Source organism: Algoriphagus sp. A40, from assembly GCF_002002735.1.
Classification (GTDB): domain Bacteria; phylum Bacteroidota; class Bacteroidia; order Cytophagales; family Cyclobacteriaceae; genus Algoriphagus.
The window spans coordinates 88,030-105,978 of record NZ_MUNY01000053.1; the positions used below are offsets into that span (position 1 = coordinate 88,030).

Sequence of the window (17,949 nt, forward strand, 5' to 3'; positions counted from 1 at the left end):
ATTAGTTGGTTTTAGCAGCTAAAGCGACTGCCTCTCGAATCTTATGATAGGTGCCACAGCGACAGATGTTTCTGTTCATCGCATTGTCGATCTCCTCCATGCTCGGCTTTGGATTTTCTTCCAAAAATGCCGCCGCTGTCATGATTTGGCCCGCTTGGCAATACCCGCATTGGGCCACATCTACCTCTGCCCAGGCCTTTTGTACCGGATGATCACCATCTTCGGAAAGTCCCTCGATGGTGACAACTTCTCCGTTCCCTACGCTGGAAACCGGAGTAACACAGGAAAATGTTGCGTTTCCATTCAAATGAACTGTGCAGGCACCGCACTGCGCGATCCCGCAACTAAATTTGGTGCCAACCAGTCCCAAGTGATCCCGGAGCACCCACAAAAGCGGGGTGTCGTCCTCGACATCGACGGTATGGGACTTGCCGTTGATTTTAAGGTTAAAGTTTGCCATGAGTTTTGAGTTTATTCAGGATAATAATTTAGGGAATAATTCCTGTTTTTATGTCTGCAAATCAGGCTATTTGCCAAAGAATGTTATGAATAGCTGTATTTGTCCACAAGCGAAAATCAGGTATGCCGGTTACCATTTATAGGGAGATTTGTTTTTGATTTTTTTGAGAAAAATCGAATCTATCCCGGGTTTTCCGCATCCGGTGAGGATTAAAATAAGACTAAAAAGAAAGTAATTAAATGGCAATTCGGCATCGGAATAGATTTTTCCAGAGTGAGCAAAAAGCACCGCTATTCCCAAAGCAAAAGCCATCATCCAGGCACCAAATCGGATTCCAAAAAGAATCAAAATTGCAGCTACAAATTCTGCGATTTGGGAGGCATAGGCCAAAACCAGTGGATATGGCCAATTCAAACTTTCGAGAAAAGCTGCCAATTCCGGGACTTTTCCCTGAAAAAGATAGGTTCCGCTATGCTTTAACATTACTGTTCCCAACCAAAGTCTGATCAGCAGTATGGCCGGATTTAAGAGCCTGATTTGGTAGAGTTTAGAAATACTTTTCATAAAAAAGCTGAGTATTTAGAATCAATTTCAAGCTTTTTTAACCAGAAACTCGCTTTTTCAGCCCTGTTTCTTGAAAATTATTTATTTATCTTCGATCCTTCTGTTTTTTAACAAAACCCTAAACCTATGTCCCAAACTATCAGAGCTGCCATCGTGGGTACCGGATTTATCGGACCTGCACATCTCGAGGCACTTCGAAGATTGCCCAATGTCGAAGTTGTTGCCCTTTGCGAAGTCACTCAGGAACTTGCCAATGAAAAGGCAAAAACTTTGGGTATTCCCAGAGCCTATACGTTCGACGAAATGCTCAAGCAGGATGACATCGACGTAGTCCATATCTGTACCCCTAACTTCCTGCATTTTGCTCAGGCAAAAGCTGTGCTTGAGGCCGAAAAACATGTGATCTGCGAAAAACCTCTGGCAGTTAAAATCCATGAAGCAGAGGAACTGGTAAAAATTGCTTCTGCAACTGGCCTCGTCAATGCAGTTCACTTCAACCTCCGCTATTATCCGATGGTTCGTCAGATGAAAACCATGCGTGAAAAGGGCGAATTGGGAGAAGTATTTTCTGTGATGGGTTCCTATTTGCAGGATTGGTTGTATCTGAATACAGATTACAACTGGAGATTGGAGCCGGACAAATCCGGAGATTCCAGAGCGATCGCTGATATCGGTTCACATTTGTTGGATATTACTGAATACGTGACCGGTTTGAAGATCACCGAAGTTATGGCTGATTTCTCTACGGTTCACAAGACTCGATTGAAGCCACTGAAAGCTATCGAAACCTATTCCGGCAAGATGCTTTCGGCATCAGATTACGCAGAGGTTCCAATCAATACCGAAGATCATGCGTCCGTATTGCTTCGATTTGACAACGGTTCTAAAGGCTCTGTGACGGTATCTCAAGTAAGTGCTGGTCGCAAAAACCGTCTGAACATCGAAATCTCAGGTTCCAAGTCCAACTTTGAATTTAATTCAGAACGACCAAATGAACTTTGGATCGGGAAGCGTGAAAAAGCCAACGAGCAATTGATGAAGGATCCTTCTCTATTTCATCCTGAAGCTTCAGCTTTGATCAGTTTCCCTGGCGGTCACAACGAAGGATTTCCTGACACTTCAAAGCAGATGTTTAAGGAAGTTTATGCAGCTGTGGCGGCAGGAAAGCAACCTGAAAATCCGTCTTATCCAACTTTTGCCAGCGGCTTGAGAGAACTGATTATCGGTGAAAGAATTGTGGAAAGTAACCATAAACAAGCCTGGGTTAAAATCTAAAGCGTAATTAAAAAGCCTTTCTGAGTAAATTGGAAAGGCTTTTTAATAGGCTGGTAACCTTTCAATCCCAAAAGCAGTTTTGAGTTTTGAATCCATTCCAATTATAATTATCTAACCTTTAACAAACCCTTAAAAACAATGAACTTTAAAAAATCAATCTTTTCACTTGCGTTGACAGCATTTGTAGTAATGGCTGGATTTGCACAGGAAAAAGCCAGTCCGGCTAAAGTAGCTGAAGGCACTGTAGGTGGATCTAAAATCACCATCAATTATTCTTCTCCTGCTGTCAAAGGTCGCGTAATCTGGGGAGAGCTTGTTCCACTTGGCGAAGTTTGGAGAGCCGGAGCAAATGAAGCTACCACTTTCACTACTTCTAAAGACATCACCGTTCAGGGACAAAAACTGGCAGCCGGTACTTACAGTTTCTTCATCATCCCGGGTGAAGGCCAGTCTACCTTTGTCTTCAACAAAGTAGCCAAGCAGTGGGGAGCTTTCAATTACGATTCTAAGGAAGATGTCTTGAGAGTGAATGTGCCTTCAGGACAATCACAGACTATGGAAGAAAGACTGGTTTATGAAGTGAAACCAGACGGCTTCGAAGTAAGATGGGAATACGGAATGGCAGCTGCTAAAATCGGATCCTAATTAAATTGAAAAATCAAATGATGGCCACCGAGTACAAACTCGGTGGTCTTTTGTTTTCCGGGAATTTGGATAGTCCTACTCCTATTACCGATTTGGTCCTTTAAGCTGCAGATGCTCAAGTGACATTCCCAAAAGATTTTTCTCCCCAACTGACTCAAAGCCCAATTTCAGGTAAAGCCTTTTTGCTTCGGGATTAGTCTTATCGACCAGCAAGCCCAAGGTTCGGCTATTTTCAACTCCTTGTTTTTGGATGACATATTGGAGCAATTTAGATCCGATCCCCTTTCCCTGCTGATTTAGCCTTACACCAATGGAATCAAAGTAATACTCACCGGCCTGAGTTTCGTCCTCTACCACGAGATTTGGATTGAAATGCTCTTGGATGTATTCCAGAACAGGCTTTCTCAATTCTTGCAATTTTGACCCATCATAAGCCAACAAAGCTCCCAGGATTTTGTCCTTGTCCACAGCGACATGGCAATTCTGAAACGAATACTGGTTGTTTTGACTTTTGACAAAATGAAGCAAAAAGTCCACGGCCTTTGGAAAATTTTTCTCCCCGATAAATCGGTAAATCACCTCTCCGGAAGCTAGCATCAAGAGCTCAGTTATTGCTTCTGAATCTTCGACTAACGCTTTTCGGATGATCATGCTTTGAAAATTTTGCAAAAAGTTAAAGAGTAAAACTCTTTGTCCCTAGTCTTTTGTAGACTGGAAAATTGCGTTCCGAAGACTTCCCTTCTCAAGGTTTAATTTGGCGATTTCCGGATCACAATTCCTCACACAATTCCCTTCCTACTTTAGAATACATATTTTTGCAGCCCATGCTTAAAAATTTTGACCCCAATTCTTTTGACCTTCCGGTAGCGGAGATTATCCCTCAGGTCGTCAGCCACCTTTCTAAAGAAAATTCCCTGATCATTCAAGCGCCTCCAGGAGCTGGGAAAAGTACCCTTTTGCCATTGACACTTTTAAATGAACCTTGGCTTAAGGGCAAAAAGATTATCATGCTTGAACCGCGTCGCTTGGCAACCAAAACCATTGCTCAGCGAATGGCAGGTATGCTTGGGGAAGATCTTGGGAAAACGGTTGGTTATCGAATTCGCTTCGAATCAGCTATTTCAGCAGAAACTAGATTGGAAGTAATCACCGAGGGGATTCTCACCCGGATGATGCATTCTGACAATGCACTTGAGGACGTCGGCCTGGTGATTTTTGACGAATTTCACGAGCGAAATCTTCATTCAGAAATTGCCTTAGCCCTTTGTCGCGAAGTCCAGCAAGTTCTCAGACCTGATTTGCGAATTCTTCTGATGTCGGCAACTATTGATGCAAAGCAACTTTCTGGACTTTTGGAAGCCAAGGTCATCCAAAGCGAAGGACGACAATATCCGGTTGAGATTAACTACCTGACTGAAGTCGATGAATTTACAATTGGTGAGGATGCTGCGCGACAAATCATTCCTTTGGCCAAAAAGCATTCCGGAGATTTTCTGGTGTTCCTACCCGGTCAGGGAGAAATCAAAAAGGCGGAAGAAATCCTTCGCAGAGCACTTTCTAATGATCTTGTTGTTCCACTTTATGGTCAACTTTCCCCTTCAGAGCAAAACAGTGCAATCTTACCCCACCCAACCGGAAAGCGGAAAATCGTTCTTTCCACTGACATAGCTGAGACTTCTCTGACTATCGAAGGTGTCAAAGTTGTGGTTGATTCAGGCTTTGCCAAATCCAATCGATTTGATCCCAGGTCCGGACTTTCCCGGTTGGTTTTGCACCGGATCAGCAAAGATTCTGCAGACCAAAGAAGTGGCCGTGCAGGAAGATTGACTGCCGGTCATTCTTATCGGCTTTGGACCAAAGCAACTCAGGCTCAACTTGCTGAATATCGGATTCCTGAGCTTTTGGAAGCAGATTTGACTGCTTTGGTTTTGGATATGAAAGCTTGGGGTAAACAGGAAATCCGATCCATGACCTGGCTTACCCCGCCTCCAGCCGGAACTTTGGCTTTGGCAGAAAAAACTTTGGAAGTCATAGATGCAATCGTAGATGGAAACCTGACTGATCACGGAAAAGAAATCCATCAAGTGCCTTGCCATCCCCGAATAGCGCACATGCTGATTTTTGCAAAGAGGATGAACCAACTCGGATTGGCCACTGATATTGCTGCGGTTTTGGAAGAAAGAGATCCGCTACCGGCAGATTCTGGAGCAGACCTGAACCTGAGAATTGAAGCCTTGCGAAGGTTTAGAAGTAATGGGGTCAACATGGCCAGAATCAAAAAAATAGATAAAGTTGCTGCTCAATACCGCAGAATGTTTTCGATTCAACCGGAAAATGAACCTGTCGATCCTTGGCAGACAGGCCTGCTTTTGGCCTATGCCTACCCAGAGCGAATCGCTGCAGCCCGGCCTGGAAACAATGCCCAATTCCAGCTTTCCAACGGTAAAATCGCCCAAATCGGACACAGGGATGACCTCGCTCATGAATCCTGGCTGGCTGTTGCACATTTGGATGCAAGAGAAGGAATGGGAAAAATCTGGCTGGCAGCACCTTTAAATCCGAAAGAATTGGCTCCAATGCTCAAAACCCGTGAAGTATTGGAATGGGACCGAAAAAAAGGTGGCTTGATTGCTCACTCTGAGATCCGGATTGGAGCTATAATTTTGGGCACCAGACCCTTGCAGAAATTTGATAAAACGCTGGCCAAGGAGGCAATTTTGGAAGCCATTGCAGAAGACGGAGAACTCTTACTTGATTTCAATGAAGAAGTGGAGCAATTGATTTTAAGAATACAATCACTTAGTATCTGGAATCCTGAGCAGGATTGGCCGGAATGGACAGTCGTTTCATTATGCGAAAATGCCAAGGATTGGTTGGATCCCTACCTGAATAACATCTCAAAAAATGAGGATCTCAAAAAGCTGGACTTGATTCAAATTTTGCTTCATAGTCTTTCATTTGAGAAGCAGCAGCTTTTGAATGAATTGGCTCCGAGTAAGATATCCGTTCCGTCAGGCAGTCAGATTCCAATTGAATACAAATCAGAAGGTGAAACTCCCCTACTTTCGGTGCGGTTGCAGGAGCTTTTTGGCTTGCTGGAAACCCCAAAAGTAAACCGGGGAAAAGTGCCAGTTTTGATAGAAATGCTTTCGCCCGGATACAAACCTGTCCAGTTGACCCAGGATCTGAAAAGTTTTTGGGCAAACGGATATTTCGAAGTAAAAAAGGACCTGAAAAGACGCTATCCAAAACATGAATGGCCAGAAGATCCGATCAGTGCTGAAGCAGTAAGAGGAGTGAAAAGGCGATTTTGATCAAACCTCCAAATTATCCAGGTAATTGAGAAGGTGAAGAAATGAGGCTATAGTAAATGGAGTCATTTCACGCTTCTGGATTTGCTCCAGATACATTTTTCTTAAAATCGGATAATCTTCTTGCTTGTAAAGTTTGGCCAGCGTAACTCCTCGAAAAGAGGTGTAAACAAAGTTTTGAGTCCTAAATTCTTTATCTATTCGATTTGCGAACTCATTCTCCAGGTTTAGAGGTTGGATCATCTCATCCAACCATGAAAATCCATGTAGGACAAAAAACTTTTCGGCAGCCATAATTGCTTCCGCCAATTGACTGTCATTTTCTATGTCAAACCTCTGAGGTATCATTTTCCCGATCTTTTCGGGTGATTGGAGTAGAGTAATCGATCGCTCTGAATAATCACTCAGCGTAGGCAAAAACTTGTGAATTATTTCCTCAACAGCATTAATTCGGATTCCAAGCCTGTATTCCAGACTGGTCTTATCTGGATTTTCAGTATAATGAATGAATATGACTTGCTGGCCATGAGGAAAATTTTTATGGTACAGCAAATGAGTTGAGTGAAAATTAAACTCAAAATCGTTAAAAAACTCATGATGAAACTCAATAACTTCCATCTTCCTCATGCTTTTTTAAACTCAGAAAGATGCAAATTGTTGTGTAACCTCAGGAAAATAATTCCCTCATTTCCTGTAACATAGGTTCAACTTCGGATTTTTTCAGATTCAAACTTCCCTCATCTTCAGGATTGTGAAGGTAGTGGTTCCAATGCTTTTCAGCCTTTCTGATGGTTCGCGGAGTTATGTCAAACTCCACCTCATCTAAATAATCCTTTGCAAGAGTGGAGGCCTTAAAGTTTCCAAAAAGATAAATCCGAAAAACGTCCACAAAGCGACTGCTTAGATCGAACTCTTCCAGAATCTGTACAAAAGCTCCCTGAACTGACTTGTTTTTTTTGTCAAAAATGGTTTCAACTATCACATCCAATGCTTCCTCTTGAAATGGTGTTTTTGACAGGGATCTGCAGGCCAGGTAAGCAACTTCCCAATGATCGCCTTTCACCAACTCAAGTAACTTGTCTTTGGCTTCCTCATCTGCTAAACCTCCAAGTTTATCCGCAAAATAAAATGCTTCGGATTCTTTGGGGTCGCACATTCTGTCAAAAAGTTTCTGGATTTCTTCCTGCATGATTTTTTAATTTCTTTGTACAAAGATAGAGAATTGTTTTTCCGTAAAAATGAATATTCCCCAAGCCCAAATCATCAGTAAGACGTCTGCTGAAAAGCTGATAGCAGCAAGTGAAGGGCAAAAAATGTCCATTTTTTACCGAAAAGAAAAACACCAGTTGGTCCTGGAATTGGGTCAAGAGTGGATAGCAAAAATTTACCTTCCCTGGACTTTGGACTGGGTAGAAAACCAAGAGTTAAAGGAAAAATCAGATTCTCATTTTTCCTTGGTTTTGATTCGGGCCGGCCAGGCTGTCACCGGCTATTTTCACCGAGGAGAATTGATCGATCACAGGGTTTTTAGGGCATATATGGTCAGACAAAAACAAGGGGTTTCTCAGATTAAATATTTGAAAACCAAAGGAAAATCAAGAGCAGGCTCACGAATCAGATTAGCTGAATCTGAACATTTTTTTGAAGAAATCAATGAGCGGTTACAAACCTATTCGGGTAAGTTTCCCATTGATTTTTGGGGGATCAGCTGCGCAAAAACGATGTGGCCTTTTTACTTCTCTTCTTCAATTCCTGCCCCTTTTTCTTCCAAGGATGAAAACCTAATCGAGTTGCCTATTCATATTCCACAGGCCTCATTGGAGGTGTTGAAATTAGTTGGCAATCTGATTCAAAAATTCCATTTGATCCTATCAGACAACGGGGAGGAAATTTTTAGAAAGATCCAGGATACCTTGGAGGATTCCGACGAAAATTGGTAAATGGAGGTTTTAATAAAAAAAAAAAAGCCCGGTTTCCCGGGCCAAGATGTGTTAAGCAAATTTAAATCAAACATTGGTGTTTCCCATATTCGGGAAATGATTGGAAATCATGGCAAGCGTTTCGTGAGCCATTCTCACATTATATTCGTAGGCAAGGCTTTTGTAATTTACCAAGTCAACTATCGTACCGATAAAACACAATCCCAGGGTCAAAATATACAGAATACCCAATCCGATTTGTCCCAGGATAAATCGATGCAAACCTGCAAATCCAAAGAACCCAATCAAGGTAAGGATTAATATCATTTGCGCGTCTTTTCTTCTTGCCCGGTAAACTTGGGCAAACAGCGACGCTTGGTCCTCATCCATATTTTTCATTAAACCCTGGATGTAACCCAGTTCCATTCCTTCCAATTCAGGAAGGTGTCTCAATACATTGGCCATAATTGTGTGTTGTTTTTAGGTTTTTAAGTAGAATCCAAATTCGGTGGAAGATCACCGCATAGGCCAGCATAGCGAGCGGATGCAGAGACCAGGATGCCTGGAAATCTCCATGCGCCAGGAGATTCATCGACCGTCCCAATCCGCAACCCGGACACCAGTCGAAACCAAGCTGATTGAGAGGGCAAAGACTCAAGTGGCTTCCGGAGTGGGGATCAAGCATCAGAATAGCAACTAAGCTTCCAATCCAAAAGACCAACTCCAGCGGTATCCGATTCAGGTATGCGGTGAATTGCTTCATGGCACTCAAAGTACGAAAAAGGTGCCAGCTGGCAAATGTGGCTTAAATGGCCGGTTTTCTGCGTTTGTGTAAAAAGCGTGATTGAATAACGAACAAAAATGTGTCCACTATTGGACGTGTATTCATTGACTTCGCATATTAAAAAGCACAAATCTGGATAAGGACATGCCTTAGATTAAGCATTTGCAACCAAAAATATCCTTTGCTGCTTGCAAAAATTAGTGACACTCAGCTTCATTTTGACTAGAACGAAGTCTAAAGAATCTCTGCTTTCCAAGCAAAGAATTGTGGTATAATTGTAATTTCCCCAATTCATTCTAACCTTCATTTTGTACTTTGGTTGGATTAGGACTTAATCCCATGGTAAAATTTCTCTCAATCCTTGCTATTATATTTCTTTTCCAAATTCAAATCGCTCAGGCTCAGGGAAGTTTTGATCTTTGGGTATTGGATACAGAGGGTAAGGGAAAAAAACTGAAAATCCTGCCTGAGACTGCCAAGCCGCTTACCAACAGACCGGAATACGACAATCAGCCCAATTTCATCAACGAATATCAAATGGTTTTTTCGGCTGCGGATGAGAAAGGAAACCATGACATCATTGTCTATAATTTCAATTCAGACAAATTCACTAATCTGAGCAAAACAGCTGACCGAAGCGAGTTTTCCCCTACCCTCACTGATTGTGGACTATATGTTTCAGCGGTGGTAATGGAGCCCGACAGTACTCAGCGGCTTTGGCTTTATCCAACCAATTTTGGGGAACCTGAACTGCTTTACGATGACATTGCTCCTGTCGGATATTACGATTGGTATGACAACAAAGCTGCTATGTTCATCCTTGGTGAACCAAATAAACTTGTCTATGCCAAAGGAAAAGGTGAACTATTGGAGATTGATGATCAAATCGGAAGGTCCATAAAGCGAAGACCAAAAACTTCTCAAATCAGCTATTTATCCATGAAATCTCCGAAAGAAACCTTGGCCGGATTAGAGCTTCCAATCCGCACCTTTGACATCGAAAGCGGTACTCCACAGGTTTTGGGATTTGGACTGGCCGGTTCCTTGGATTTTATTTGGCTGGACACCAATTACTTGTTGATGGCTCAGGGAAATGGCATTTACCGCAAAAAATCAACTGATTCAGAATGGGAATTTCTTGGAAAAATAGAATCCGATACCCATCAAAATATTACCAGAATGGCTTACAGCCCTGATTTGAATAAGCTCGTTGTCGTGATGCAGCGCAAATAACCCCAAATACCTATGAATAAAAATTTTAAAAATGCTCTTGCCTTTTCAGCCCTAATTCTGGCTTCTCTGACTTTGGAAGCACAAATCGATGACAAACGAGGAATTGTAGCCAAAGGCTCAGAACTGGTGAAAGTCCAGGACGGATTCAGCTTCACGGAAGGACCTGCGGTCAACCGGATGGGTGATATCTTTTTTACGGATCAGCCCAATGACAAAATCTACAAATGGTCAGCCGGAAGCAACTTAGTGACACTTTACAAGGAAGGTGCAGGTCGCTCAAACGGCTTGTATTTTCAGCTGGATGGAACATTGATTGCTGCTGCAGATTTGAAAAATGAGCTTTGGGCGATTGATCAGAACTCCGGTAAGGAAAGTGTTATTGTCCCTTCTTTCAGGGGAAAAAAGCTCAATGGCCCAAATGATGTCTGGGTTAGACCAAAAGGTGGTTTGTATTTCACAGATCCGCTATATCCAAGACCTTATTGGGAAGGAATCCGGGGAAAGGAAATGGAACAGGATGGGCAGCATGTTTACTTTCTTTCAGCAGATCGGACGGAACTTTTCCGAGTAGCAGAAGATCTGACCCAACCCAACGGGATTATCGGTACGCCTGATGGAAAATACCTTTATGTGGCCGATATTGGGGCAAAAAAGACCTGGAAGTATGAAATCCTGGAAGATGGATATTTGACCAATAAAACTCTTTTCTGTGAAATGGGATCTGACGGCATGACCATTGATGACCGTGGAAATGTCTATCTCACAGGAAAAGGAGTTACGGTTTTTGATAAAAACGGGGAGCAAATCGCCCATATTCCAGTTCCGGAAAACTGGACAGCCAATGTAACTTTCGGCGCTTTGGACAGAAAAACCCTGTTTATCACTGCTATGGGGGCTGTCTATACTTTGCAGATGAAGGCGAGAGGGGTTTGGTGAAAATATTTTAGCTCACAGATGGCCCAGATCGCCACAGATTGAATAAAAAATCTGTGGAAATCCGTGAAATCTGTGAGCCATTTATTTAAAAGCAATTTTTTTCATCTGCATCACAACTCTCCCCGTCCGCCTTTCCTGCCATATCCAGAACAATGTTGTTTTTGGAAAATTCAGTCCAAGCTTTCTCCAAAGTCTGATCAAAAACTTCATCAGCTTGGGCCCCGGAAATCCCGAATTTTCTATCCAAAACAAAGAAAGGAACTCCCCTAACTCCGATTTGTCTGGATTCATAAATATCCTGATCTACAGCATCTTCAAACTGGTTGGATTCAAGCATTGCTTTGACTTTTTCCTCATCCAGTCCGATTTCTTTTCCAATTGAAATCAAGGTTGGGAAATCATCCACATTTTTTCCTTTAGAGAAATAAGCACTTAATAAGAGTTCCTTCATTGCGCCTCCTTTTCCAGACTCTTTGGCCAAGTGGATTAATCGGTGGGCATTTTTGGTATTGGCTACAACTGCTTTATCAAAGGCAAACTCAAGACCCTGTGCGGCAGCCATATTCACCACGTTTGAAGTGATTTCACGGGTTTGGGCCATGGACCAGCCTTTTGACTCCGAAAGATGCTCCAAAGTGCTGATGTTCGGATTGGTTTTTTGATCAGGATTGAGTTGAAAACTCTTCCATTCGATCTCAACTTTCTCTTTATACGGAAACTTATCCAGTGCTTTTTCGATCTTTCTTTTTCCTATGTAGCAAAAAGGACAAACAACGTCAGACCAAATTTCGATTTTCATTGCAATTTTTATTTACTTAAATGACAAATCAGATTTTGCCCTAAAGAGTTCAAGCCCCAACCGTGAAAACTAAAGAATGCCCATCCTGCGCCATGGAAATCGATGCCAAAGAATCAATTTGCCCCATTTGCAAATTTGAATTCCCCAAACGATCCCCTTGGATTACATGGGTGGCTATTTTTTTGGTCATCGTCTGGCTACTTTCCTACCTGCTTTAACTACCACCTTACATGAACAAACGATCATTTCTGAAATCTCTGGCTGTTGCCGGACTCGGAACGTCCCTCATTCCCCAAGAAGCAAAGGCATTTTCTCTCGACAATCTAGATTTTTCGGCAGAAGATATCTGGGATCAGCTCCGTAAAGTATATCGACTAAACCCGGATTACATCAATTTGGAAAATGGCAATTATTGCTTTTTGCCGGAGGAGACGCTCGAAAAGTACATGGCACATATCAGGGATATCAATTACCAGGCTGCCTACTATATGCGGACGGTTCAGTTTGACAACAAAGCCAAGTCAGCGGCCGCAGTCGCAGCACTTTTGGGAGCTTCGGCAGAGGAAGTAGTACTGACCCGAAATACGACCGAATCTCTGGATCTGATTATTTCAGGCTATCCCTGGAGTCCCGGTGATGAGGCCATCTATGCCAATCAGGACTATGGGACCATGCAGACGATGTTTGAGCTGGCAGCCAAAAGGTGGGGTGTCAAGACCGTGAAGATTGATATCCCAACTCATCCCAAAAACGACGAAGAGGTCATTGAGGTCTATCGAAAAGCCATCACACCGAAGACTAAGCTGATGATGGTGCCGCATATTGTTAATATAACCGGGCATATTCTTCCTGTCCGGAAAATCGCTGATATGGCCCATGAGCATGGCGTAGAAATCATGCTTGATGGGGCTCATGCTGTCGGTCAATTTACTTTTGACCTGCATGAGTTGGACTGTGACTACTATGGAAGCAGCCTGCACAAGTGGCTGAGTGTGCCGCTGGGCTGTGGGATGCTCTTTGTGAAAAAAGAGAAAATCGCCAAGATCGAGCCCCTACTCGCTCCCGGCAATTTGGAATTGAAGACAATCCTGTATCTCAATCAGATCGGCACTCATCCGGTGGCGACAGACCTGACCGTCTTGGATGCCATCGAGTTCCACAACCGGATTGGTGGAAAGAAGAAAGAGGAACGGCTTAGATTTCTTCAAAAATACTGGTCAGATCAAGTGCGGGAGTATCCGGGAATTGCAGTGAACACACCAAAAGAATCCGAACGCTGCTGCGGGATAGGCAATGTCTGGGTGGAGAAAATGACCCCTGCGGACATGGGAAAGGTACTTTTTGAGAAATATAAGATCTACACCGCACCTATTGACGGAGCTGGAATTAAAGGTGTCCGCGTCTGTCCCAACGTCTTTACGTCTACCTCCGAATTGGATCACTTGGTAAAGGCTTTGAAAGAGATGGCAGGTTAACTATTTTACCAAATTAAATTTTGGTTAAAACCTTTTACAGGAATTTAAGCAAGTTTAAAGTCTGGCTACAGGATAAAAACCTGAGAACCTTAAATTTTTGAACAATTTTCTTGCAATTTATTTTTTGAGGTATAACATTTGCACCCTCATTCGCATGATAAAGAATAACACCATAGCGCCAATTTCCTCTGCTTCTTTCGAGAAAGCTCTTCTGAGCGTAGCTATGCCATTTTTTGCTCCCGTGAGGAGGAATAGGTTTACCTATAGGGTTTGACCCTGTAATATTTTCTGTCCGCCTATTGGCGGACGCACCTCGCCTAATCGCTTAATTCAAGAAATCCTGTTCACCTCTTCAGCCAAAACTGAAGTAAACTCATGCAATATTCATGGAAGAAATCTCTTTCAAAATCATTGTAGCCGATCCTTCTCACAAGGTATACTCTTCACAGATTACCGATGAGATGGAAAATTCCGCCAAAGCCCGCGGAACCGGCATTGCAAAGCGAAGCCCTGCCTACATCGAAACCAAGATGGAAGAAGGTAAGGCTGTGATCGCCTTGACCACAAGTGGAGAATGGGCAGGTTTCTGCTACATCGAAGCTTGGGGACACGGTAAGTTTGTTGCCAATTCAGGATTGATCGTTTCACCCCAGTTTCGTAAATACGGTCTGGCAAGAAAAATCAAGCAGGAAGTCTTCAAGCTCAGTCGTAAAAAATATCCGGAATCAAAGATTTTCGGATTGACTACCGGTGCAGCTGTGATGAAAATCAATTCTGAGTTGGGCTATATTCCTGTATCTTATGGAGATCTTACCGATGACGAAGATTTCTGGAAAGGATGCCAAAGCTGTGTGAATTATGAGATTTTGATGTCCAAAAACCGTCAGAACTGTCTATGTACAGCGATGCTTTATGACCCAAATTCCAAAAAGAACCATACGGAAGACTTGGCGTTGAGAGATGATTTCAAAAAAGAACTCAAGTTGTTTGACCGATGGGTTCGGCTGAAAAAATATGTGATGCTCAAATTGACCAAATCCAAGGATTCAATAATGAGCATATTCCTTTAATCAATTTCCCTCGGAAGCAAAACCTTATAGAAAGATGAAAAAAGTTGTTTTAGCCTATAGTGGAGGCTTGGATACCACATTTTGCGCACTTCACTTGACCAAAGACCTTGGCTATGAAGTTCATGCTGTGATTGTGAATACCGGTGGATTTTCCAAAGAAGAATTGGCCACCATTGAATCCCGCGCCAACACCTTGGGTGTGGCATCTTTTACTATCCTGGAAGTTCTCGACACTTATTACCAGGAGGTCATCAAATTTTTGGTTTTTGGAAATGTCCTGAAAAACGCCACTTATCCCCTTTCGGTGTCTGCAGAAAGAATCCTTCAGGCAAAATCCTTGGCTGAGTATGCCAAATCAATCGGTGCCAAAGCTGTTGCCCACGGTTCTACCGGTGCAGGCAATGACCAGGTGAGATTTGACATGATCTTCCAGACCATAGTGCCTGATATCGAAATTATCACCCCTATCCGTGACCTGAAACTTTCCCGGCAGGAAGAAATCGAATACCTCAAAAAGCATGGCGTTTCGATGAATTTTGAGAAGGCGGCTTATTCTATCAACAAAGGCATTTGGGGCACTTCTGTAGGAGGAAAAGAAACTTTGACCTCTTCTGGATACCTTCCAGAAGAAGCCTGGCCTACTCAGGTCACTGAAACTGAGCCTAAGGAAATCAAATTGATTTTTGTTCAAGGAGAACTGAAGGGCGTAAACGGAGAAACTTTTGATAATCCTGTGAACGCAATTCAAAAAGTTCAGGCTTTGGCAGCACCTTATGGAATAGGTCGGGACATTCACGTTGGAGATACAATCATCGGTATAAAAGGCCGGGTTGGTTTCGAAGCAGCAGCGCCTATTATCATCATCAAAGGTCATCAGCTTCTCGAAAAACATACTTTGACCAAATGGCAAATGTTCTGGAAAAATCAGTTGGCCGAATTCTACGGAAATCACCTTCATGAAGGACATTACCTGGATCCTGTGATGAGAAACTTTGAGGCTTTCCTCGCCGACACTCAAAAATATGTTTCAGGAGATGTCCGGGTATTGTTGCAACCATACCGCTTCACCCTCCTTGGAATCGAATCGGAACATGATCTGATGTCTGCCAAGTTTGGTAGCTACGGAGAAATGAACAAAGGCTACACAGGAGAAGATGTGAAAGGATTTACCCGAATTCTGGGCAACCAAACTGCCATTTTCCATAAAGTAAACAGCCATGACTAAGATCCGAACCGCAGTCATTGGTGCCGCTGGATATACCGGAGGAGAATTACTTCGGATTTTGGTCCACCACCCCGCCTGCGAACTCGTCTGTGTGCACTCCAATAGCCAAAAAGGCAAAAAAGTAAGTGATGTTCACCCTGATCTGATCGGAGATTGTGATTTGATTTTTACGGATGAAGTTACTTCAGAAGGTGTGGATGCCGTTTTTCTAGGCTTGCCTCATGGTGAAACCAAAGGTTTTTTGGAAGCTCATCCGTTTCCAACCGAAACCGTGATCATCGACCTTTCAACGGATTTCCGAGACGAATCCAATGGCTTTATTTACGGACTTCCGGAAGTAAATGCGGATAAAATCAAAACAGCAAAGCGAATTGCTAATCCAGGTTGCTTTGCCACAGGAATTCAGTTGGCTTTGGCTCCTGCTATCGCAAAAGGCTGGGTGAAAGACGCTGTTCAAATTTCCGGAATAACAGGAAGTACTGGTGCAGGGAAAAAGCTGGCCGAGACTTCTCACTTCAGCTATCGGACTGGAAATATGTCAGTTTACAAGCTGTTTACCCATCAGCATCTGAAAGAAATCAAACAGACTTTCAAGCAATTGAATCCTGACTTCAGTTCAGATTTGCTCTTTGTTCCTTATCGCGGGAACTTCTCCCGAGGGATTTGGGTAACAGCTCATTTTCCTTTTGAAGGTTCTGAGGAAGATGCTGTAAAAGCCTATCAGGATTTTTATAAAGAAGCAGCTTTTACGCACGTTTCCACTCAGGACATCGATTTGAAGCAGGTTGTAAATACCAACAAATGCATTCTTTTTGTTCAAAAAGAAGCAGGTCAGTTGGTCATCTACTCTGCCATCGACAACCTTCTAAAAGGTGCTTCTGGACAGGCTGTGCAAAACCTCAATTTGGCTTTTGGACTAGACCAGAGGATGGGCTTGAATCTAAAAAGTATAGCATTCTGAGATATTAGAGGCTAGACACAAGAATCAAGACATTAGATTAAAGTTGCAAGACGCTTTTGTCTTTTCACTCAATCCTTCATTATTTCCAAATTTGAAATACCGGCCGAGGTTCAAATTGATCTCGTAAATCGTATTTCGTAAATCGTACTTCAACATGAATTTATTCGACGTATATCCTCTCATTCCAGTCACTTTAGTAAAAGCTGAAGGTTGTAAACTTTGGGATGAAAACGGAACAGAATACCTAGACCTTTACGGAGGCCATGCCGTAATTTCCATCGGCCATACTCATCCTCACTATGTGAAGAGAATCAAAGATCAATTGGATCAGATCGCTTTTTATTCTAATTCAGTTCAGATTCCTATCCAAAAGGAATTTGCAGACAAATTGGGCAAAGCCTCTGGACTCGAAGAATACGACCTTTTCCTTTGCAATTCCGGTGCAGAAGCCAATGAGAATGCCATCAAAATGGCTTCATTCGCCACAGGAAAGCCAGGATTTATCGCCTTTTCAGGAGCCTTTCACGGCAGAACATCTGGCGCGGTAGCATTGACCGACAATCCAAAAATCGTTGCTCCCTGCAATGCCCGAGAGGATTTCCATATTCTTCCCTGGGGAGATTTGGAAGCCGTAGAGGAAGAATTGAAAAGCAATACTATTGCTGGAATCATCATCGAAGGCATTCAGGGTGTAGGCGGAATTCAGGTTCCTTCCTCCGAATTCCTTCAGGGAATTTCTTCCCTGGCAAAAAAGTATGAAGCCAAATTGATTTTGGATGAGGTTCAGTCCGGCTATTGCCGAACAGGTCGATTCTTTGCGTATCAGTGGGTAAAAGGCATTAATCCCGACTTGATCAGCATGGCAAAAGGAATGGGAAATGGTTTCCCAATTGGAGGTCTTTTGATTTCTCCTGAATTCAAGGCAAGCCATGGCTTGCTCGGAACAACATTCGGAGGGAATCACCTGGCCTGTGCTGCTGGATTGGCTGTTTTGGAGGTTTTGGAAGCTGAAAATCTTCAGGCCAAAGCTTTGGAACTGGGAAATGAACTGATTGCTGAACTGAAAAAAATCCCGGGGATTCTTGAAGTTCGTGGGAAAGGTCTGATGATCGGTTTTGACCTTGACCGGGATGCCGGACCAGTCCGTGCAGAACTTGTGAAGAAATACAAGATGTTTTGCGGGTCAGCTGCCAAAAAGCAAACGATCCGGCTTCTTCCACCATTGTCCATCGAGTGGAATCAGTTAAATTCGTTTTTGGTCGCCCTTAAAGAAATCCTAACTAATTGAGCTT

The 17,949-nt window shown here is 43.0% G+C and carries 19 protein-coding genes; 11 read left to right on the forward strand and 8 right to left on the reverse strand.

Annotation, left to right across the window (positions count from 1 at the left end; translation table 11 throughout):
- Position 1: 1 nt before the first annotated feature.
- The gene (locus B0E43_RS12590; protein ID WP_077350219.1) at positions 2-460 is read right to left on the reverse strand and encodes a (2Fe-2S)-binding protein; all 459 of its coding nucleotides are present in this window, start codon (positions 458-460) and stop codon (positions 2-4) included.
- A 129-nt stretch (positions 461-589) separates the two neighbouring features.
- Positions 590-1,024, reverse strand: a complete 435-nt coding sequence (locus B0E43_RS12595) for a DoxX family protein (protein WP_077350221.1) — start codon at positions 1,022-1,024, stop codon at positions 590-592.
- A gap of 126 nt (positions 1,025-1,150) precedes the next feature.
- On the opposite strand from B0E43_RS12595, the gene B0E43_RS12600 reads away from it, so the two are divergent.
- Complete coding sequence (locus B0E43_RS12600; RefSeq protein WP_077350223.1) at positions 1,151-2,299, forward strand: Gfo/Idh/MocA family protein; 1,149 nt, start codon at positions 1,151-1,153, stop codon at positions 2,297-2,299.
- A 138-nt stretch (positions 2,300-2,437) separates the two neighbouring features.
- Entirely contained in the window at positions 2,438-2,944 is a 507-nt protein-coding gene (locus tag B0E43_RS12605; RefSeq protein ID WP_254423422.1) for a DUF2911 domain-containing protein, read from the forward strand.
- 84 nt (positions 2,945-3,028) lie between these two features.
- Here B0E43_RS12605 and B0E43_RS12610 read toward each other — a convergent pair whose 3' ends face one another.
- Positions 3,029-3,595 (reverse strand): GNAT family N-acetyltransferase, encoded by a 567-nt coding sequence (locus B0E43_RS12610; protein WP_077350225.1) that lies wholly within the window; start codon positions 3,593-3,595, stop codon positions 3,029-3,031.
- 173 nt (positions 3,596-3,768) lie between these two features.
- Here B0E43_RS12610 and hrpB point away from each other — a divergent pair, with 173 nt between their 5' ends.
- Positions 3,769-6,258: an ATP-dependent helicase HrpB gene (gene hrpB / locus B0E43_RS12615; protein WP_077350227.1), complete on the forward strand. Its 2,490-nt coding sequence runs from the start codon at positions 3,769-3,771 to the stop codon at positions 6,256-6,258.
- On the opposite strand, the gene B0E43_RS12620 is transcribed toward hrpB, so the two are convergent.
- Positions 6,259-6,882 carry a hypothetical protein gene (locus B0E43_RS12620; protein WP_139352754.1) on the reverse strand — a complete coding sequence of 208 codons (624 nt, stop codon included), beginning with the start codon at positions 6,880-6,882 and terminating at the stop codon, positions 6,259-6,261.
- A 40-nt stretch (positions 6,883-6,922) separates the two neighbouring features.
- Positions 6,923-7,444 (reverse strand): HEAT repeat domain-containing protein, encoded by a 522-nt coding sequence (locus B0E43_RS12625; protein ID WP_077350231.1) that lies wholly within the window; start codon positions 7,442-7,444, stop codon positions 6,923-6,925.
- 49 nt (positions 7,445-7,493) lie between these two features.
- Between B0E43_RS12625 and B0E43_RS12630 the strand changes: the two genes are divergently transcribed.
- Positions 7,494-8,195: a hypothetical protein gene (locus tag B0E43_RS12630; RefSeq protein WP_077350233.1), complete on the forward strand. Its 702-nt coding sequence runs from the start codon at positions 7,494-7,496 to the stop codon at positions 8,193-8,195.
- 66 nt (positions 8,196-8,261) lie between these two features.
- On the opposite strand, the gene B0E43_RS12635 is transcribed toward B0E43_RS12630, so the two are convergent.
- Both B0E43_RS12635 and B0E43_RS12640 read right to left on the reverse strand, forming a co-directional pair.
- Positions 8,262-8,639 (reverse strand): TM2 domain-containing protein, encoded by a 378-nt coding sequence (locus B0E43_RS12635; protein ID WP_077350234.1) that lies wholly within the window; start codon positions 8,637-8,639, stop codon positions 8,262-8,264.
- Positions 8,611-8,937, reverse strand: a complete 327-nt coding sequence (locus tag B0E43_RS12640) for a DUF2752 domain-containing protein (RefSeq protein ID WP_077350236.1) — start codon at positions 8,935-8,937, stop codon at positions 8,611-8,613. Before B0E43_RS12640 ends, B0E43_RS12635 begins: the two co-directional genes overlap by 29 nt.
- Before the next feature lie 360 nt (positions 8,938-9,297).
- Here B0E43_RS12640 and B0E43_RS12645 point away from each other — a divergent pair, with 360 nt between their 5' ends.
- Positions 9,298-10,191, forward strand: coding sequence for a hypothetical protein (locus tag B0E43_RS12645; RefSeq protein WP_077350238.1), 894 nt, complete (start codon positions 9,298-9,300; stop codon positions 10,189-10,191).
- Between the two features lie 12 nt (positions 10,192-10,203).
- The gene (locus B0E43_RS12650; protein ID WP_077350240.1) at positions 10,204-11,127 is read left to right on the forward strand and encodes an SMP-30/gluconolactonase/LRE family protein; all 924 of its coding nucleotides are present in this window, start codon (positions 10,204-10,206) and stop codon (positions 11,125-11,127) included.
- Between the two features lie 85 nt (positions 11,128-11,212).
- Here the strand turns inward: B0E43_RS12650 and B0E43_RS12655 are convergent, their stop codons facing one another.
- Positions 11,213-11,926, reverse strand: a complete 714-nt coding sequence (locus B0E43_RS12655) for a DsbA family protein (RefSeq protein WP_077350242.1) — start codon at positions 11,924-11,926, stop codon at positions 11,213-11,215.
- A 230-nt stretch (positions 11,927-12,156) separates the two neighbouring features.
- Here B0E43_RS12655 and B0E43_RS12660 point away from each other — a divergent pair, with 230 nt between their 5' ends.
- The 5 genes from B0E43_RS12660 (at position 12,157) to B0E43_RS12680 (ending at position 17,945) form a co-directional block, all read left to right on the forward strand.
- Positions 12,157-13,401, forward strand: coding sequence for an aminotransferase class V-fold PLP-dependent enzyme (locus B0E43_RS12660; RefSeq protein ID WP_077350244.1), 1,245 nt, complete (start codon positions 12,157-12,159; stop codon positions 13,399-13,401).
- 386 nt (positions 13,402-13,787) lie between these two features.
- Positions 13,788-14,471 carry a GNAT family N-acetyltransferase gene (locus B0E43_RS12665; protein ID WP_077350246.1) on the forward strand — a complete coding sequence of 228 codons (684 nt, stop codon included), beginning with the start codon at positions 13,788-13,790 and terminating at the stop codon, positions 14,469-14,471.
- Positions 14,472-14,505: 34 nt separating this feature from the next.
- On the forward strand, positions 14,506-15,696 hold the full coding sequence (locus B0E43_RS12670; RefSeq protein ID WP_077350248.1) for an argininosuccinate synthase: 1,191 nt from the start codon (positions 14,506-14,508) through the stop codon (positions 15,694-15,696).
- A complete protein-coding gene (argC, locus tag B0E43_RS12675) occupies positions 15,689-16,657 on the forward strand; it encodes an N-acetyl-gamma-glutamyl-phosphate reductase (RefSeq protein WP_077350250.1) in 969 nt (322 codons plus the stop codon). The genes B0E43_RS12670 and argC overlap by 8 nt, the downstream gene beginning before the upstream one ends.
- Positions 16,658-16,811: 154 nt before the next feature.
- The gene (locus tag B0E43_RS12680) at positions 16,812-17,945 is read left to right on the forward strand and encodes an aspartate aminotransferase family protein (protein ID WP_077350252.1); all 1,134 of its coding nucleotides are present in this window, start codon (positions 16,812-16,814) and stop codon (positions 17,943-17,945) included.
- Positions 17,946-17,949 lie beyond the last annotated feature (4 nt).

Coding starts and splice junctions, on each gene's coding strand:
- B0E43_RS12590 (WP_077350219.1), bottom strand. CDS start 460: ATGGCAAACTTTAACCTTAAAATCAACGGCAAGTCCCATACCGTCGAT.
- B0E43_RS12595 (WP_077350221.1), bottom strand. CDS start 1,024: ATGAAAAGTATTTCTAAACTCTACCAAATCAGGCTCTTAAATCCGGCC.
- B0E43_RS12600 (WP_077350223.1), top strand. CDS start 1,151: ATGTCCCAAACTATCAGAGCTGCCATCGTGGGTACCGGATTTATCGGA.
- B0E43_RS12605 (WP_254423422.1), top strand. CDS start 2,438: ATGAACTTTAAAAAATCAATCTTTTCACTTGCGTTGACAGCATTTGTA.
- B0E43_RS12610 (WP_077350225.1), bottom strand. CDS start 3,595: ATGATCATCCGAAAAGCGTTAGTCGAAGATTCAGAAGCAATAACTGAG.
- hrpB (WP_077350227.1), top strand. CDS start 3,769: ATGCTTAAAAATTTTGACCCCAATTCTTTTGACCTTCCGGTAGCGGAG.
- B0E43_RS12620 (WP_139352754.1), bottom strand. CDS start 6,882: ATGAGGAAGATGGAAGTTATTGAGTTTCATCATGAGTTTTTTAACGAT.
- B0E43_RS12625 (WP_077350231.1), bottom strand. CDS start 7,444: ATGCAGGAAGAAATCCAGAAACTTTTTGACAGAATGTGCGACCCCAAA.
- B0E43_RS12630 (WP_077350233.1), top strand. CDS start 7,494: ATGAATATTCCCCAAGCCCAAATCATCAGTAAGACGTCTGCTGAAAAG.
- B0E43_RS12635 (WP_077350234.1), bottom strand. CDS start 8,639: ATGGCCAATGTATTGAGACACCTTCCTGAATTGGAAGGAATGGAACTG.
- B0E43_RS12640 (WP_077350236.1), bottom strand. CDS start 8,937: ATGAAGCAATTCACCGCATACCTGAATCGGATACCGCTGGAGTTGGTC.
- B0E43_RS12645 (WP_077350238.1), top strand. CDS start 9,298: ATGGTAAAATTTCTCTCAATCCTTGCTATTATATTTCTTTTCCAAATT.
- B0E43_RS12650 (WP_077350240.1), top strand. CDS start 10,204: ATGAATAAAAATTTTAAAAATGCTCTTGCCTTTTCAGCCCTAATTCTG.
- B0E43_RS12655 (WP_077350242.1), bottom strand. CDS start 11,926: ATGAAAATCGAAATTTGGTCTGACGTTGTTTGTCCTTTTTGCTACATA.
- B0E43_RS12660 (WP_077350244.1), top strand. CDS start 12,157: ATGAACAAACGATCATTTCTGAAATCTCTGGCTGTTGCCGGACTCGGA.
- B0E43_RS12665 (WP_077350246.1), top strand. CDS start 13,788: ATGGAAGAAATCTCTTTCAAAATCATTGTAGCCGATCCTTCTCACAAG.
- B0E43_RS12670 (WP_077350248.1), top strand. CDS start 14,506: ATGAAAAAAGTTGTTTTAGCCTATAGTGGAGGCTTGGATACCACATTT.
- argC (WP_077350250.1), top strand. CDS start 15,689: ATGACTAAGATCCGAACCGCAGTCATTGGTGCCGCTGGATATACCGGA.
- B0E43_RS12680 (WP_077350252.1), top strand. CDS start 16,812: ATGAATTTATTCGACGTATATCCTCTCATTCCAGTCACTTTAGTAAAA.